Source organism: Pyrinomonas methylaliphatogenes, from assembly GCF_000820845.2.
Taxonomy (GTDB): domain Bacteria; phylum Acidobacteriota; class Blastocatellia; order Pyrinomonadales; family Pyrinomonadaceae; genus Pyrinomonas; species Pyrinomonas methylaliphatogenes.
In genome coordinates this window covers 465,694-481,632 of the sequence record NZ_CBXV010000008.1, presented here as the reverse complement: position 1 = coordinate 481,632, position 15,939 = coordinate 465,694, and the positions used below count along the sequence as shown (strand labels likewise).

Annotated in this window: 12 protein-coding genes and 1 tRNA gene; 2 read left to right on the top strand and 11 right to left on the bottom strand. The window is 59.3% G+C overall.

Features of this window, described 5'->3' with window-relative positions; genetic code table 11:
* Positions 1 to 10 precede the first annotated feature (10 nt).
* Complete coding sequence (locus PYK22_RS13305; protein WP_162199855.1) at positions 11 to 1,816, top strand: M16 family metallopeptidase; 1,806 nt, start codon at positions 11 to 13, stop codon at positions 1,814 to 1,816.
* A gap of 679 nt (positions 1,817 to 2,495) precedes the next feature.
* Here PYK22_RS13305 and PYK22_RS13295 read toward each other — a convergent pair.
* From PYK22_RS13295 to PYK22_RS13245, 11 genes are all read right to left on the bottom strand, one after another.
* Positions 2,496 to 3,485, bottom strand: coding sequence for a WD40/YVTN/BNR-like repeat-containing protein (locus PYK22_RS13295; protein ID WP_041978029.1), 990 nt, complete (start codon positions 3,483 to 3,485; stop codon positions 2,496 to 2,498).
* 146 nt (positions 3,486 to 3,631) lie between these two features.
* Positions 3,632 to 4,492, bottom strand: coding sequence for an XdhC family protein (locus tag PYK22_RS16895; RefSeq protein ID WP_083437854.1), 861 nt, complete (start codon positions 4,490 to 4,492; stop codon positions 3,632 to 3,634).
* Positions 4,489 to 4,782, bottom strand: coding sequence for a DUF962 domain-containing protein (locus PYK22_RS13285; protein ID WP_041979007.1), 294 nt, complete (start codon positions 4,780 to 4,782; stop codon positions 4,489 to 4,491). The genes PYK22_RS16895 and PYK22_RS13285 overlap by 4 nt, the downstream gene beginning before the upstream one ends.
* 147 nt (positions 4,783 to 4,929) lie before the next feature.
* Positions 4,930 to 6,078: a flavodoxin-dependent (E)-4-hydroxy-3-methylbut-2-enyl-diphosphate synthase gene (gene ispG / locus PYK22_RS13280; protein ID WP_268871529.1), complete on the bottom strand. Its 1,149-nt coding sequence runs from the start codon at positions 6,076 to 6,078 to the stop codon at positions 4,930 to 4,932.
* Entirely contained in the window at positions 6,075 to 7,469 is a 1,395-nt protein-coding gene (rseP, locus tag PYK22_RS13275; protein WP_041978027.1) for an RIP metalloprotease RseP, read from the bottom strand. The genes ispG and rseP overlap by 4 nt, the downstream gene beginning before the upstream one ends.
* A gap of 86 nt (positions 7,470 to 7,555) precedes the next feature.
* Complete coding sequence (locus PYK22_RS13270; RefSeq protein ID WP_041979004.1) at positions 7,556 to 8,752, bottom strand: 1-deoxy-D-xylulose-5-phosphate reductoisomerase; 1,197 nt, start codon at positions 8,750 to 8,752, stop codon at positions 7,556 to 7,558.
* A gap of 154 nt (positions 8,753 to 8,906) precedes the next feature.
* Complete coding sequence (locus PYK22_RS13265; RefSeq protein ID WP_041978025.1) at positions 8,907 to 10,823, bottom strand: tetratricopeptide repeat protein; 1,917 nt, start codon at positions 10,821 to 10,823, stop codon at positions 8,907 to 8,909.
* 269 nt (positions 10,824 to 11,092) lie between these two features.
* The gene (gene speB, locus PYK22_RS13260) at positions 11,093 to 11,998 is read right to left on the bottom strand and encodes an agmatinase (protein WP_083437852.1); all 906 of its coding nucleotides are present in this window, start codon (positions 11,996 to 11,998) and stop codon (positions 11,093 to 11,095) included.
* 26 nt (positions 11,999 to 12,024) lie between these two features.
* Positions 12,025 to 13,086 (bottom strand): deoxyhypusine synthase family protein, encoded by a 1,062-nt coding sequence (locus PYK22_RS13255; RefSeq protein WP_041978021.1) that lies wholly within the window; start codon positions 13,084 to 13,086, stop codon positions 12,025 to 12,027.
* A gap of 59 nt (positions 13,087 to 13,145) precedes the next feature.
* Positions 13,146 to 15,077, bottom strand: coding sequence for a biosynthetic arginine decarboxylase (gene speA / locus PYK22_RS13250; protein ID WP_041978019.1), 1,932 nt, complete (start codon positions 15,075 to 15,077; stop codon positions 13,146 to 13,148).
* A gap of 299 nt (positions 15,078 to 15,376) precedes the next feature.
* Positions 15,377 to 15,451 (bottom strand) — tRNA-Gln (locus PYK22_RS13245).
* A gap of 149 nt (positions 15,452 to 15,600) precedes the next feature.
* Here PYK22_RS13245 and PYK22_RS13240 point away from each other — a divergent pair.
* Positions 15,601 to 15,894, top strand: a complete 294-nt coding sequence (locus tag PYK22_RS13240; RefSeq protein WP_041978016.1) for a histidine kinase dimerization/phospho-acceptor domain-containing protein — start codon at positions 15,601 to 15,603, stop codon at positions 15,892 to 15,894.
* The last annotated feature ends 45 nt before the right edge of the window (positions 15,895 to 15,939 follow it).

Sequence of the window (15,939 nt, the reverse complement as noted above, 5' to 3'; positions counted from 1 at the left end):
GGAGATGATCATGTTTGAGCGAAAACAGCTTCTGCTCGCCGCCTTGCTTGTTTGCGGCGCCTTCATGAGATCCGCCTTTGCCCAAGCTGGCCCTATGAGACAATCGGAAGATTTTCGTCGTCAGCCGCCGCAACCGTTAGCCCCGAGGCCATTCAATCTGCCGAAGCCTTTCGAGACTTCGCTCGCCAACGGTCTGCAGATCGTCATCGTTGAGGACCATCGCTTGCCATATGTGAGCTATCGGTTGGCGCTCCGGACGGGCAGCGCACATGATCCGGCGGATCTGCCCGGACTCGCCAATCTTCTGGCGACTATGCTCACCGAAGGGACCGAAAAGCGCACGAGCCGCCAGATCGCCGAAGAGGTTGCGCGCTTGGGCGCAGAGCTGTCCGTGGTCGCCAACTCGGATTACACGACGGTCTCAGCCGCCGGGTTGTCGAGCTATAGCGATCGCGTGTTGGATCTGATGGCCGACATCGCGTTGCATCCGGCCTTCCCCGAAAACGAATTGGCGCTCGTAAAACAGAACGCCAAACAGGCGCTGATCGCGCAACGCGCGCAACCATCCTTTCTCGCTAATGAACGTTTGGCGCGAGTTCTCTTCGGAGAGCATCCCTATTCAGTCATCTCGGCCACGCCGCAATCGATCGACGCCGTAACGCGCGAGAAGCTGCAGCAGTTTCACCGCGCGCGTTTCATCCCCAACAACGCCGTCCTTATCGTCGTTGGCGATGTGCGCCGTGAGCAAGTGTTAAAACGCATCAATGAGCTATTCGGTTCGTGGGCGAGGGGTGAAGCCGGTGCCGCGAACTTCCCTGCGCCGCCGGTAAGGCGCGAGCGCGCCATCTATCTCGTCGATCGCCCCGGATCGCAGCAATCGAACATCGTTATCGCCAATCTGGGTATTACGCGCACAAGCCCGGACTATTTCCCCCTTCTCGTCATGAACACGATCTTGGGCGGAAACGCCTCTTCGCGCTTGTTCATGAACCTGCGCGAGAGGAACGGCTACACCTATGGCGCTTATTCGAATCTCGATGCGCGGCGAACCGCCGGCTCGTTCCGCGCCTCGGCTGAGGTCCGCACCCCGGTGACGGGCGCTTCGCTCAAAGAGTTCTTTTACGAGCTCGAACGCATCCGAAATGAGGCGGTCAGCGACGAAGAGTTGAAGAACGCGAAGACCTATTTGACGGGAACTTTCCCCATCAGATTGGAGACGCAGGACGGGTTGATCGATCAGCTCGTGCAGATCAAGATGTATGACCTGCCAGCCGATTATCTGCAGACCTATCGCGAGCGCGTTGTGGCCGTAACCAAAGAAGATGTGCAACGAGTGGCGCGGCAGTACGTTACGCCCGACAAGGCAGCCATCATCATCGTCGGCGATGGCAAGGCCATCATGGAACAGATCAAACCTTACGCTCAGACGGTGGAGATTTATGACAGCGCGGGCAACTTGAAGGGAGGGGCCGAAGCCTTGGTGGGCGCGACGACGAACGCTGCTAGCGCAACGGATATCGTCGGAACGTGGACGATCAACGTCATGACGCCAGCGGGGCAGGCGTTGCCCGTGACGCTCATCATCGAGCGGAATGGCGAGGGTCTCAGCGGCAAGATCAGTTCACAGATGGGTGACGCCGCGCTCAAGAGCGTGAAATTGAACGGCAACGGCTTCGAAGCTCGCTCGACATTCGTGCTTCAAGGGCAAGAGATCGAGTTGACGATCAATGGTCGTATCGAAGGCGATCGGCTGAGCGGCACGATCAGCATTCCGAGCTATCCGGATCTCAACTTCAACGGCACGCGCGCCAAATAAGTTTCGATAAAAAAGCCGCCCGATGTGCGCCTCTCACATTCGGGCGGAAAACCACAGGAGAATCGTCCGGCTGTCGGGAGAGTCGCACTCACGGCTCTCCCGGCTTACTGCTCTGCTCGAGTCTTATGATGGCCTTCGCTGTTCTAGCGTTGCCTTCGAAGTTAAATCGCCTCGGGATCTGGGATCGAACGCGCATCGTGTCGCGGCGATGGGTTGCCTTCGAAGTTAAATCGCTTCGGGATGATCTGCGGGGCGCTTACGCCTTCGCTGTTCTACCGTGGCAGCTTTCGATCTCGAGTCCATAGTCCAGCTACGGGATGCCGATGAGGTTCGCTGTTCTACTGTGGCAGCTCTCGATCCCTCGATGCCGGGCCATCATCGTGCGCGCTTACGCCTTCGCTTTTCTACCTTGGCTTTCGAAGTTTCGCCTCAAGTTGCCGGTTTGCGTAGCGTGCCGATCCTTCGCTTCTTCTAGGTGCGGTCGTTGGGAGGTAGGCCGCGCTCGGTTGCGTTGCGCGTCGTTGAGAGTTGAAAAATGAGCGAGTAGAACGAGCCTCATCGCTGACGGTCGTTTTGCGCATCGCCGCCGAAAAGAACAGGTTGAAAGAGTAGAACAAGCCTCATCGCTGGCGACGCAAAACCCAGTCCCGCGTTGGAAAAATGGGCGAGTAGAACGCCCTCAGTCGCTCGCCTTTCGATCCTTCCGATAAAGGAGAACCAACCCATCATCGCCCACTGCCCAATTGCGCTTCTTGTCAGCGAACAGGGCGTAGAGGTTTTTACTCGTCTTGCTCTCTTGGGCGATCCAAGTTCGTCCGCCGTCACCGGAGCGAAGGATGACGCCTCCGCGCCCGACGATCCATCCGTTCTCTCGATCGGTGAATTTCACGCAGAGCAGCGTCGCGCGCACCGATCCTTGAACTGCGAGCCAAGTCGCGCCGCCATCAATTGTACGTAGGATCGTCCCCTGTTCGCCGACGATCCAACCGGTCTTCTCATCGTAAAAGTCCACGTGATAAAGCGTCGCCTGCGTTCCCGTGTTTTGCTGCGTCCAAGTGCGCCCGCCGTCGTTTGTATGAAGCACCGTCCCGTTTGCGCCGACGATCCAGCCGGAGAGTTTTTGGGGGAAATCGAGGTGGATCAGTTCGGTTCGTATGGGGATGAGCTGCCTGCGCCAAGAAGCGCCGCCGTCGTCGGTGAAGAGCACGAGGCTGTCGATGATCTCATCGCGTCGGCTGATCGTCCCGACGATCCAACCGGTCTTCTTATCGGCGAAGCGGATGCTGTAAAGTTCCGGCGTGCCGCCGAAATCGCGCGCCGCAAATCGGTTCGCTTCGATCCAGATGCGCCCGCCATCGTTTGTACGGAAGATCCTATTGCCCGCGAGGAGAAAGCCGTGCTCTTTGTTGCGAAAGTAGATGTCATTGACGTTATCCGTCGTATCGATCGTCTGCTGTGACCATGTCTGCCCTCCGTCTTCCGTGTGAAAAACGGTGCCGCCGTCGCCGCCGATCCAACCGTGGTCGGGGTCGACGAAGAAGACGACGGTCAAATCCTTGCCTTCGATGAATTTTTTGAGCGGCACCCAGCCTTGGGCGCGCACGGCATGAGAGTGCGCGAGGATCAGGACGATGATGGCGTGCCGGACGAATGAACCTTTGCTTCTCATCTGCTTGAAGCCTTCTTCTCGTTAAAAGGTGCGGCGGTTCGTGAGTTTGTTGTACACGAAAGGCGCGAGGCGACACAAGGCCGTGAAAGCGGTGATCGAAACGCTCCGTTCGACGCAAACGGGCCGGTCGCGGAAAATCGCCGCCTTCATTTCATCTGGGGGCGTCGGCTTCGGGCGATCCATCCCTTATTTGCTGCGCGTCGCCAGCTTGAAAGGGGCGCGCCCGTTCCGCCGCGCCGTTCGGCGATCATCTCGGCGAGGATCGAAAGGGCGACCTCTTCTGGCGTGACCGCTCCGATATCGAGCCCGATCGGCGCGCGCACTTCGCGCAACACCGCTTCATCGAAACCTTCCGCGTGCAAGCGACGCAGCACGATATTGGTCCGCCGACGGCTTCCGATCATGCCGACGTAGTCCGGGCGCGCCTTGAGCACGGCGCGCAGGCATTTTTCGTCCTCTTTGTGCCCGCGCGTGACGATGGCGGCGAAGACGCCGCGCCCGGTCCCGATCGTCTCGCTGATCGCCTGCTCCCAATCTTCAGCCGCTACGAGCGCGATATCTGGATCGGGGAACTTCTCGCGCGAAACGAAATCGGCACGGTCATCGATAACTGTGACACGGTAACCGATCGAGCGCGCGAGTCGAGCTAAAGCGGCGCCGACATGCCCCGCTCCGCAAACGACGACGTGCGGCTCCGGCGCGATGCGCTCAAAGAGCAAGCGTGCGCCGCGCCATGCGATGATCTCGGGAGCGAACTCTTCGACTTTGAAAGTCTGCGCCTCGACGCGCGATCGAAGAAAGATCTCAGCTTGCGCTATTGCCGCTCGGTTCAGCATTTCATCGCCGAGATCGCCTGCCGTCGCGCCCTCTTCCTGGACCAGGAGTTTTCGCCCGACGGCCCTTTCCGCTTGGACTATGGTGATGAGCGCCGCGAGCGCGCCCCTTTCGAGCGCGCGTTCGATCGCGTCAATGATCGTTAGTGATCCGCCTTCACGCTCCATACTCATCGCTCAGCCGGGCGCACTAGGTGTAGCGCTTCGCCGATGCGACGCAAGAACCAGAGCAGGCCGATGAGAAGATAGATCGGGTTACGCAGGAACGCCGGTTGATTCCCCTCGATGAAGTGCCCGACGAATTGCAGGATCCAACCGCCAGTGAAGAGCGCGAGCGCGACGCGCCAATTGAAGAAGAAGAGCGGAAGCGAGATGGCGATCATCGGGATGCCGATGGTGTGGAGCAGTTTGTTGACCGGGTGGCGGTGTTTCTCCCGATAACTTTGCATCAGAGATGAAGGCATGGCGATGACCTCCGGCAAGACTGAAGCTGCGATTTGAGCCTCGGGTTTGCGGCTGAGCGAGGATCTTTCTCCTAATTTTTGCGCGTTTGCTAGATCTTCGCGCGCAGCCCGTCTCTCGATCGTTGTCGCTTTCGGGAGCGGCCCGCTTCAAATTTTCGTCGGCAGGCTGACCTTCTCTTCCGGCCCCGCGTCATTCTTCGCGCGCCTTTCGGCGACCATCTGCTCGACCTCGCGCACGAAAGCCTCGATGATCTCCTCGCTCGAGACTTTCCGCAATGGGTCGCCGTCTTTGAAGATCATGCCGACGCCGCGCCCGAACGTTACACCTAGATCGGATTCGTGCGCTTCGCCCGGACCGTTCACGGCGCAGCCCATGATCGAAAGGTGGAGCGGTTCGTCTATGTGTTGTAAGCGCCTTTCGATCTCGGTGACGATGCCAACGAAGTTATCGACATCGATGCGCCCGCAGGTTGGACAAGCGACGACCGTCACGCCGCGCTGCCGCAGTTCGAGCGCGCGCAGGATCTCCCACGCGACGCGCACCTCTTCTTGCGGTTCGGCGGCGAGCGAGACGCGGATCGTATCGCCGATCCCCTCGTGCAACAAGATGCCCAAGCCGATCGCCGATTTGATCGTCCCAGCGAAGGGGGTTCCCGCTTCCGTGACGCCAAGGTGCAGTGGATAGTCAACCTTTTCGGCGAGCAGACGGTAAGCGGCGACCGTGCGGCGCACGTCCGAAGCCTTGAGGCTCACGACGATGTCGTGGAAGCCCAGATCTTCGAGGATGCGTATGTGGCGCATGGCCGATTCGACCATCGCTTCGGGCGTCGCCGCGCCATACTTGGCCAGCAGATCTTTTTCGAGCGAGCCGCCGTTGACGCCGATTCTGATCGGCACGCCTTGCGCTTGGGCGGCGCGCACCACTTCGCGCACGCGCTCGACCGAGCCGATGTTGCCCGGGTTCAAACGGAGTTTATCCACGCCCGCTTCGAGAGCCATCAACGCCAGCTTGTAGTGAAAGTGTATGTCGGCCACGAGCGGCACATCGGGGACACGCCGCCTGATCTCCTTGAGCGCAAGCGCCGCCTCTTTGTCCGGGACGGCGACGCGCACGATTTCGCAGCCGGCGCGCACCATCTCCTCGATCTGACGCACGGTGGCATCGACATCGACCGTATCTGTTTTCGTCATTGATTGGACGGCGATCGGCGCGCCGCCGCCGATCTGCACGTTCTTGACTTTGACCGCTCTCGTTTTCCTACGCATCATGGATTCCGAATCTTCTGCCCGAACTATTTGTTCGAAGTCGCGGCTGGACGCGCGTCGTCGCTGCTGCGCCAGCGCGAAACCTCTTTCATCAGATCGTTCGTGATGACAAAACCCATCAGCAGCAGAAGGGCGACGAAGCCGATCTGTTGGATGCGCTCGCGAAGCGCGAGCGATAGTTGAATGCCAGCTTTGGCTAAGACCGCTTCGACGGCGAGCAGCATGATCGCGCCGCCGTCGAGCATCGGGATCGGCAACAGATTGAAGATGCCGAGGTTGAGGCTCAAGAAAGCGAGCAGACTGAAGACGCCCGCCAAACCGCCCGTGTTGGCGGCGATCGAAGAGGCGCGCGCGATCCCGATCGGACCGGCGAGCGTATCGCGGGCTGAGCGCGCGCCTGTGATGACTTGGCCGAGCGCTTTACCGGTCAACCGGAGTATCTCGAGATTGGTGCGCACGGCATGTGCGGCGGCGGCGACTGGTCCAACCCGTTCCGTGGGTAGTCTGCTGCTAAACGAGAAACCGAGCCTCTCTGTGCCATCCGGCAAACGACGCACGCGGGCCGTCAACTCCAATCTCTCGTCACCGCGCTCGACGACGATCCTTATGGGCTCGGATTTATGTTCTTGGATGTAATCGACGACCTGTTGATCATTGCGCACAGGCTCGCCGTTAAGCTCCAGGAGCCTATCGCCTGGACGCAGACCGGCTTCTTCGGCTGGTGAGCCTTTCTCGACCATGCCGACGATGACGGGGATCTCACCATAATCGGGGCGAATCCCGAGTTCACCTACCGCTTCGCCGCCGCGCAATTGTTTGGTCGGCGTGATCGTCAGCCGTATGCGTTGGCCGTTTCGTTCGACGACGAGCGGAAGCGGTTGACCGGGCGAGAGCAACGCATCGCCTTCGATGCGATCCCAGGTCGGATGCTCTTTCCCGTTGAACATGACGATGCGATCGCCGGGTTGAATGCCTGCTGCCTCTGCCGCGCTGCCGGGAAGCACGCGCGCCACTTTGGGCGAAGGCGAAACCGGAACGCCGATGACGAGCGCGGCGAGGAAGGGGATCGCTAGGGCCGTCAGAACGTTCATCGCTGGTCCAGCGATGATGACGAGGAAGCGTTGCCAGCGCGGACGGAGATCGAATCGCTCTTCTAGCGGGACGGCTTCCGTGCCTTGACCTTCGAGCGCAGCGTTCGATTCATCGCCGCCGAGCTTAACGTAGCCGCCGAGCGGGATGGCGCTTACGCGGTAATCGGTCGTGCCCCAGCGCCAACCGAACAGGCGCGGGCCGAAGCCGACCGAAAAGATTTCGGCGCGGATCCCGAGTAGCTTCGCGACGATGAAGTGGCCGAACTCGTGAATGATGACGGCTGCGCCGAGAATGAAGATGAAGGCCAAAGCCCCGATCAGAAAACTCATCTTTAGTTCCCTCTGACTATTCGATCGGGAACGCCCGGTCGAACGATCTCCTCACGAGGAAGTTTACGCGCCGCGCGCGCGATGCGTCAAACGGGCGCGACCGAACCGCGCTCCGCGACGAGCGCCGCGATCTCGCTGGCGGCGGCATGACGCGCCCAAGCGTCGGCTTTGAGGATCTTTTCGAGCGCGGAAGCCGGACCTTGAACGTGTTTGTCCATCACGCTTTCGACCACGCGCGCGATATCCGTCAGCCTTATGCGCCCGGCGAGAAAGGCATTGACGGCCTCTTCATTGGCTGCGTTCATCACGGCAGGCAGCGTGCCGCCTTTGCGCAGCGCACGGTAAGCCAGTTCGAGGCAACGGAAGCGCCCCGTATCAGGCGGTTCGAAATGAAGCGCGCCGATGCGCGCTAGATCGAGCCGCGGCAGCGGAGAGGGCAGACGTTGCGGGTAGGTGAGCGCGTACTGAATGGCATGACGCATATCGGTGATGCCCATTTGCGCGATGATCGAGCCATCGATGAGTTCGATCATCGAATGGACGACCGACTCCGGATGGATGAGGATGCTGATCTGATCGGCCTCGAATCCGAAGAGCCAATGGGCTTCGATGACCTCGAGCCCTTTGTTCATCAGCGTCGCTGAGTCGATAGTCACTTTCGCGCCCATGTTCCACGTCGGATGGCGCATCGCCTCTTCAACAGTGGCGCGTTCCATCGCGGCGCGATTGCAGTTGCGAAAAGGGCCGCCGGAAGCGGTCAGGATCAGACGCCGCACTTCGGCGCGAGTCTCTCCGCGCAGACATTGATGAAGCGCGTTATGCTCCGAATCTATGGGCAGAAGCTCGGCGCCGTTCTTTTGGGCGGCGCGCGTCATCAATTCGCCCGCCATGACGAGCGCCTCCTTGTTGGCTAAGGCGACGCGCTTGCCAGCTTCCAGCGCACGAAGCGTCGGCACGAGGCCGACCGCACCGACCGTGGCGCTGACGACGCACGAGGCTCGCTCGCAGGTTGCGACTTCGATCAAGCCCTCTTCGCCAACGACGATGCGCGGAATGGCGGGCGCTCCAAGTTCACGCAAACGCGCGCGCAGATCATCAGCACAGGATTCCGACGCGACCGAAACAAGTGTCGGACGATACCGAGCCACTTGCTCGGCCAGCTTCGCGGCGTTCTGCTTGGCCGCGAGCGCGACGACGCGGAACGGGTCGCCGAGCGAGTCGATGACACGCAGCGTGTTACAGCCGATCGAGCCGGTCGAACCCAGAATGGCAATCCCCTTGATCTTCATCGGCACCGTGATTCAATGGCGTTCAGAACACACAACTTTATAGCACCAAAAGCCATCAAATGGCACGGGATCGCGAGGCCCACTTGAACCCCTCTCTGCGGTCGATCGGCAGATCTTCGGAAAGAGGCCTCAGAAAGAACAAGGGATCTCATGGCTCGATCTCCCACTCTGGCGGCACGAACTCGACAGCGACGACTTCCCCATCAAACGACGCACGATTATCCTTCGTTGGATGGTAGGTGGGATGGTAGGTGACGGCGACAGGGCTGGCCAAATTGCGCGGCCCGCAGGTGATTTCGCCGCTGATGTTTGGAATGTATGAAACGAACTCGATACGTTGTAGATCGGCGTTGTGCAATCTCAAGATCCGTTCGCCCGTTTTCACAAAGAGCAACACGCCTTTCGGTCCACACTCGATCTTGATAATCTCGCCGCGCACGCGCGTGCCTTCGAAACGCTTCGGCAAACGTGGTGGGGTAGGGCGTGCCTCGTCGTTCGGAGTTGGCGCATTGGGGACGACTTGACGTTCGCCCCTTTCGTTGGAAGGATGGAGCGCCCTCTGCTCTTCGATGAGCCTGACCGTTCGGAGCAAAGACTCCGCGGCTTGCCGCATCTGCGGCTCCGCGCTCGTCTGCGCGATTGGTTCCAACATTTGTCGCGCGGCGGTGAAATCTTCACGGCGCATGTAAACTTGGGCCAGCGCGAGCGCAAAGTCCTCACGCCCCGGCGCTAGTTGCATTGCGCGCTTGAGCATCGACACCGCTTCGTCCAAGCGCTCATCTGTTACAAGATCGATGAACGCCAGCAAATGGTATGATTCCGGGAACTCCGGAGCGAGTTCTATCGCTTTGCGTAGTTCGGCGCGCATGCGATCGGCGAGCTCCGGCAAATACGCGCTCACACGCCCGTTCGCGTCCATGCCCTCGCGACTGAGAGCGAAGGCGTAATAATAATGCGTCAGATGATTTCGCGAATTCGCGGCGATTGCGCGTTCCAGATGAGAGCGCGCGTCCGCCAGTCGGTGTTGTCTTACCAGAAGCAGGCCGAGGGACGAATGGGCTATGGCGAGATCGGCATCGAGCGCTAGCGCTTGTTGCAAGTACTTCTCCGCTTCATCGAGCTTGTTCAGATGAAGGAGCAGATCCCCCAAGTAGGCTTGCGCTTCGGCTTCGCTCAGCGGGGCGCTTTGCATCGTCGCATCGAACTCCAAGCGCTCATCGAACGATATGACTTGGACTGGATACGTGTCATGGCGAATGTAGTCTCGCAGCTCCTTCTCCATCGTTTGGAAATCGGTCTGAAAAGCCTGCGTAAAGCTACGTTCGACCGGGGTGCCTGTCGCTAGTAGATTGACGAACTGCGCCAGATCTTTCTGCCTTTGGCCGTTGTTTCCGAGGATCAAGTAGTGTACGAAGGCCCATGATTCTGCATAGAAGATGCTGCTTTTGTCGCGCTCGTTGTAGAGCGGGGAGCTGCGATCGACAGCAAAGAGCGTGCGCAGCGGGATGAGTTGCTCGCGTAAGCGAAAAACGTGGCGGGCGATGGGTTTGCCGAGTAGCACCTTGCGATCACCATCGGAGACTTCGAAGCTGCTGTAGTATTCAGCCAAACCTTCGTTGAACCACAAGGGCGCGTGTGGGACATTGTTTTGCACAAATAGGTGGACCAGTTCGTGAAAGATTACGCCGAAGGGATTCTCGCCCTGTTGTTCGGTTGTGAGTGTAATGTAGTTGACATCCGGGCCGGCTTGAAAGTAGCCGGCGGCTTCTATCGGGCGTCCTTGATAGAGCGGCTTGAAAGGTTTGTAAGAAGAAGCGCTTTTGAAGATGATCACCGTCGTCGGCACCGGGGAGTTCAACCGGGCTTTAGTAAATAGACGGGCGAAAACATCGCGAAACTGTTCAAGGCGTGTCCCTACGCGGCGTATATCGCGTTCGCTCGCGTTGCCGACGAGCAGGAAGTTGCGGGAACGGACCGACGTCCAAGTCTCACGCGCGGGCGCAGAATACGTGACGACAAGCGAGCTGAGGGCGATGGCGGCGAAGATCAACGTGCGGCTTTTCATGAGGCTCCTCCACGATCGAGAGAAGGGATGGCGACTTCCGGTGGTGACAAATCTAGCACGACGGTGGAGCTTTGCTCCAGAAATTTTTTCTCCTCTAGGTCATGCTTCGCGCGAGGGTGAAGAGGCTAAAACTGGAGACGCAAAGGGACATCCGAAGTGGTGGAAGAGTATCTCGCGCCCTGCGCTCGACGGCATCGACACGCTCGCCTCGAGAGCGGGTTTTACCAGATTCGTTCCCTAAAGATGTCACAAATTCGTGGGGAAGGAGATCAGATTGACACTCGTTCCAACGAATCGGCGAAGATGTAACCGAGCGTTTTGTAGACGAGCTTCGCGCAGAGGAAGGCGGAAGCGTGATGTTCGCCAGCAGGCGCGTATTCGACCAGATCCATGCCGACGATGCGGCGGCGCCCGGCGAGCGCGCGCAACAGGCCGAGCGTTTCGTACCAGCCTAAGCCGCCCGGTTCCGGCGTCCCCGTGTGCGGGACGAGCGAGGGATCGAGCCCGTCGATGTCTATCGTCAAGTAGACGTTTTCCGTCAGTAGCGAGATCGCTTCGTTCCAACTCTGCGGTCGTCCGACCACATCCTTGGCCCAGAAGATGCGCGTCGGCAAGCGATCTTTGACGCGCGCCTCCTCGGCAGACATCGAACGGATGCCGAACTGCACGGCGGGAATCCGCAAATCCTCGACGATTCGGCGCATCACGCACGCATGCGAATAGGGAGTATCATCGTATGTCGCTCTCAGGTCGGCGTGTGCGTCGATCTGAAAGACGGAGAAGTTCGCGTAACGTTCAGCGTGCGCGCGAACGATCGGCGCGGTGATCGAATGTTCGCCGCCGAGCGTGACGAGAAATTTGCCCGTCGAGACGAGGCGTCGCGCTTCTTCATAAAGCTTCTGGTTCATCTCTGCGGGCGAGGGCGCTGGCGGGAAGATCGGAAGCGTGTGAATGCCTATGCGGTAGGTTTCGGCATCGAGTTCCTCATCGTAAAGCTCCATGTTACGTGAGGCGTCGATGATCGCTTCTGCGCCGCGCGCGGTGCCCGCCCCGTAGGAGACGGTCCCTTCGTATGAGACGGGCCAGACCAATACACGGGCGCGCGGTTGCGAAGAGAAAGCCTCTTCGCTGAGGCCGCCGAAGTTCATCGGAAGGTGGGCCGATTCGGATGCCATCTTCGTTGGACGACGCGCGTCTGCGGTTATGGTATTTCGACCGTTAACTCGCGCGCCAACGTGAAGTTCGGACGTTTGCGTCCCTTCATGTATTTGGCGCCCGTTTGCGAGAGCGCCGTGATCAGGATCGGCAGCGCGATCGTCGGATCGCAATTGATGTAACTCGTGCTCGCGCCGCGCATCAGCTTGCCGTAGATGAAAGCTTCATCGTTGGTGACGAGGCCGGAGCGCCCGCCCGTCGGGATGATCTCTGTGCCGATCTGAATGGCGTATTTGTGGCCGCTGCGCGCTGGCGCTTTGATGACATCCATGGCGTTCTGCGCCTGTTGCAAGAAGGTGCGCGGCGTCCCGCCGCCGATTTGGATCGCGCCTGTGGTGCGCGCGCGGGCGAAGATATGCGCGATATCGAGCGCATCCTGTGCCAGATCGAACTGAAAATTGTTCTTCTTCTCGAAACGCGCCGTCGCGATGCCGGTGACGATCAAGCTATCGGCGATGTCGGGGCAGAAGACCGGCACGCGCGATTTGAAAGCGGCGGTGAGCACGCCATCGTCCGTGGAGATCTCCGACAGTTCACGTCCCAGCAGATGCAGCAGCTCGCGCACCGAATAAGCGCGCGACTGGTCCAGTTGGTTGACGAAGCCGCTGACCCACTCAGCCGCTTCGCGATATTCTTCTTCGCTCGCCAGCACGTCCAAAGTGCGCACGACCTGTGCGGCTTCTAATTCGGCATCCGGCATGCTCGGATGGGCCTGGTAGTGTTGTCGTCCGAGCGTTTCATGCAGATCCTGAAAGATGAGCGCGCCCGATAGGATGAGCACATCGACGAACCGGTTTTTGACGACATAGGCGAGCAGGCGGCGCATCCCAGCGGGGATAAGCGGCCCCGACGCGGCGACGAAGATCACCGTGTTGTCGCCGAGCATGTCAAGCCAGATGCGGTGCGCTTCGGCCAGTTGGCGCGCGCCGAAACCGGCCCCTTCCATCTTCTCCAACAATCCGGCGATGGATCGGTCGCGGTCCACCTGAATCGGGCGAGTCGGCGTCGTGAGATAACGCGATGGTCGCGGTTTGCGTTGAGTAACCATAGCCGTCATTGTGATCCTCTTTCCATCCTTACTGAAGTCCCAACACCCTTGTTCGAATCTCAGTCCCGAAGACGACGGCTCGGCGTCGAGCCGTTGACTAGATAGGTGTACGAATTAATGCGCGATTCGTAATATTCCACGAGTTCCATCCCCTGCGCTTCGCTCAGTTCTCCGCGCCGGACCAGTTGTTCGATGCGGCGACGAAACCCTTCGTGCAACTGGCCCCGATCGTAGTGCGCGCGCTCGACCGCCTCGCCGACGTTCGTGCCGGGGATGACCTTTTTGATCAAGTACCCATCGTCATCGATGTAGATGTGCGCCTCGTTCGGATTCCCGAAGAGATTGTGATTGCTTCCCATCACCTCCTGATACGCGCCGACCAGCAAGATGGCGATGTAGTACGGCTCGCCCGGCGTGAGCGCATGAAGTTCGAGGATCTGCTTGACATCATGCAGATCGACGAACTTATCCACGACGCCATCCGAATCGCAAGTTATATCACAAAGCGTCGCGTATTCGGTCGGCTGTTTATTCAGCCGATGGATCGGCACGATGGGGAAGAGTTGATCGATCGCCCAGTGGTCGGGAACGGAGCGGAAGACGGAAAAATTCGTCAGATACTTCGCGCAGAGCAGACGACGCAACTCGTCGAAATCCTCCGAAACATCCTCGGTCTGCCTAGCGAATCTGTTGGCGCGCTCGCACACGTCCCAGAAGAGGACTTCGCCTTTGGCGCGATCCTCGAGCGAGATCAGACCGAGATTGAAGAGCGTGAAGAGTTCGTCGCGGTGTTCGAGCGCGTCGTGATAATACTCGCGGTAGTTCTTGGCCGAGATCGTCTCGCGTAGGTCCGCCAACTCGATGATCACCTGCGGATCGTCATCATCGATCTCGATCGGTTGAATGTCTTCGACGACCGTCTCGATCTCGTCCTGCACATTGGTGACGAGCATCGCATGGTAAGCGGTCAGAAAACGGCCCGATTCCTGAATGATCGTCGGATGCGGAACGTTCTCGTCTTCGCAGACCTGCTTGATCGTGTAAACGACGTCGTTGGCGAACTCCTGCGCCGTATAGTTGGCCGAGGAATCGAATGCCGTGCGCGAGCCGTCGTAATCGACGGCCATGCCGCCGCCTACGTCGAGCAGATCGATCGGCACTTTCATCTGCCTGATCTTCGCATAGACGCGCGCCGCCTCTTTGATCGCGTTCTTGATCCGTTTGATGTCCGTCAGTTGCGAGCCGATATGGAAATGGAGCAGTCGCAACATCTGGATGCGACCGGCTTCCTGCATCCGCCGGATCACTTCGAGGATCTCGGTCGTCGTCAACCCGAACTTGGCCGCTTCGCCACCGGATTTCTCCCACCGGCCCGAACCCTTCGAGTAGAGCTTGACGCGGATGCCGACCATCGGCATCGGACCATCCTCGTAGCGGTCAGCGAGACGCAACACGTGGTCCAGTTCGCTCAGCTTCTCGATGACGATGACGACCCGCTTGCCCGAACGCGCGCCGACGAAAGCCATCTCGATAAACTCTTCGTCCTTGAAGCCGTTGAGCACCAAGAGGCTATCGGGCGATTGTTCGAGCGCAAGCGCGGCGTAGAGTTCGGCCTTCGATCCGGCCTCCAGCCCGAAATCATACCGCGACGCTTCACGCAAATACTCCTCGACCACGGCGCGGTGTTGGTTTACCTTCATCGGATAGACGCACATGTGCGCGCCTTGATAGTCGAATTCGCGGATGGAGTTGCGAAAAGCGCGCTGCAGTTTCCGCACTTGGCTCGTCAGCAGTTGCGGGAAGCGCAGCAGCACGGGCGTGCCGATGCCGCGTCGCGCTAGATCATCGATGATCTCTTTGACGTCCGCCGCGCGCGGATCGTTCTCCGAAGGTCGGACGATGAGGTTGCCCTTGCGATTGATGTCGAAATAGCCTGCTCCCCAGTTCTCTATGCCGTAAAGTTCCAGCGTCTGTTCGATAACCGTACTCAACTTGCGGGTCTCCTACCGTGCTCAAGGAAATCTCTTCGCGCTTGAAGCTTATGCCTGCCTTCGTGAATCGACCGGTTGGAGCACTCGGAAGGCGCAATGTAACAAAAAAAGGCTGAGCGGTCAAAAACTATTTTCTTCGCCGCCTTGTCTTGATCGGGTTGAGCGCTAGCCAAACGCGCCTTCGCCTGTCGAGTCATCTTCACGCTCGAGGTTTTCACGGGACAAGGCTTCGGGATATTTGACCGGAAGCGGGGCAAGGCTGAAAAAGATCGGCCCTCAAGGCCGATCTTTCGAGATCTTGGCTGGGAGGCTAGGACTCGAACCTAGATAGCCAGATCCAGAGTCTGGAGTCTTACCGATTAGACGACCTCCCAAGTTTGGAAAAGATAATTTAAGTTGAGTCAGCAGAGTTTGTCAATTCTCCTCCCCACCGCTCGAAGACCGCCTTGCGCCGCGCGGTCGGTCGAGCGCAAAATGGCCCTTGTGCGAGCGGCGCGAGGGGCTGTCCGAAGGAGGTGGTCAGATGATAAGCGATCAAAATGGGGGCGGGAGGGTTGACTGGGGCTCGGAGCGCGAGATCGGCGAGTTACGCGCGCTCATCAAGCAACAGGGCGAGCGCATGGAGGAGATCGTCGCCATCGTCGCGCGGGTCAGGCACGAGGTCAATAACCCGCTGGCCGGAGTGATCGGGCAAGCGCAGCTTCTCTTGCGCGACGAACTGTCGCCCAAGCAACGACAGCGCGTCGAAACGATAGAAAGGCTCGCCAAGCGCATCAAGGAGATCCTAGGCGAATTGAATATGGTCAGACTCGATTAGCCAAAGAAGGGCTGAGAGTCTCCTAACTTGATTGCCGCTCGAAGA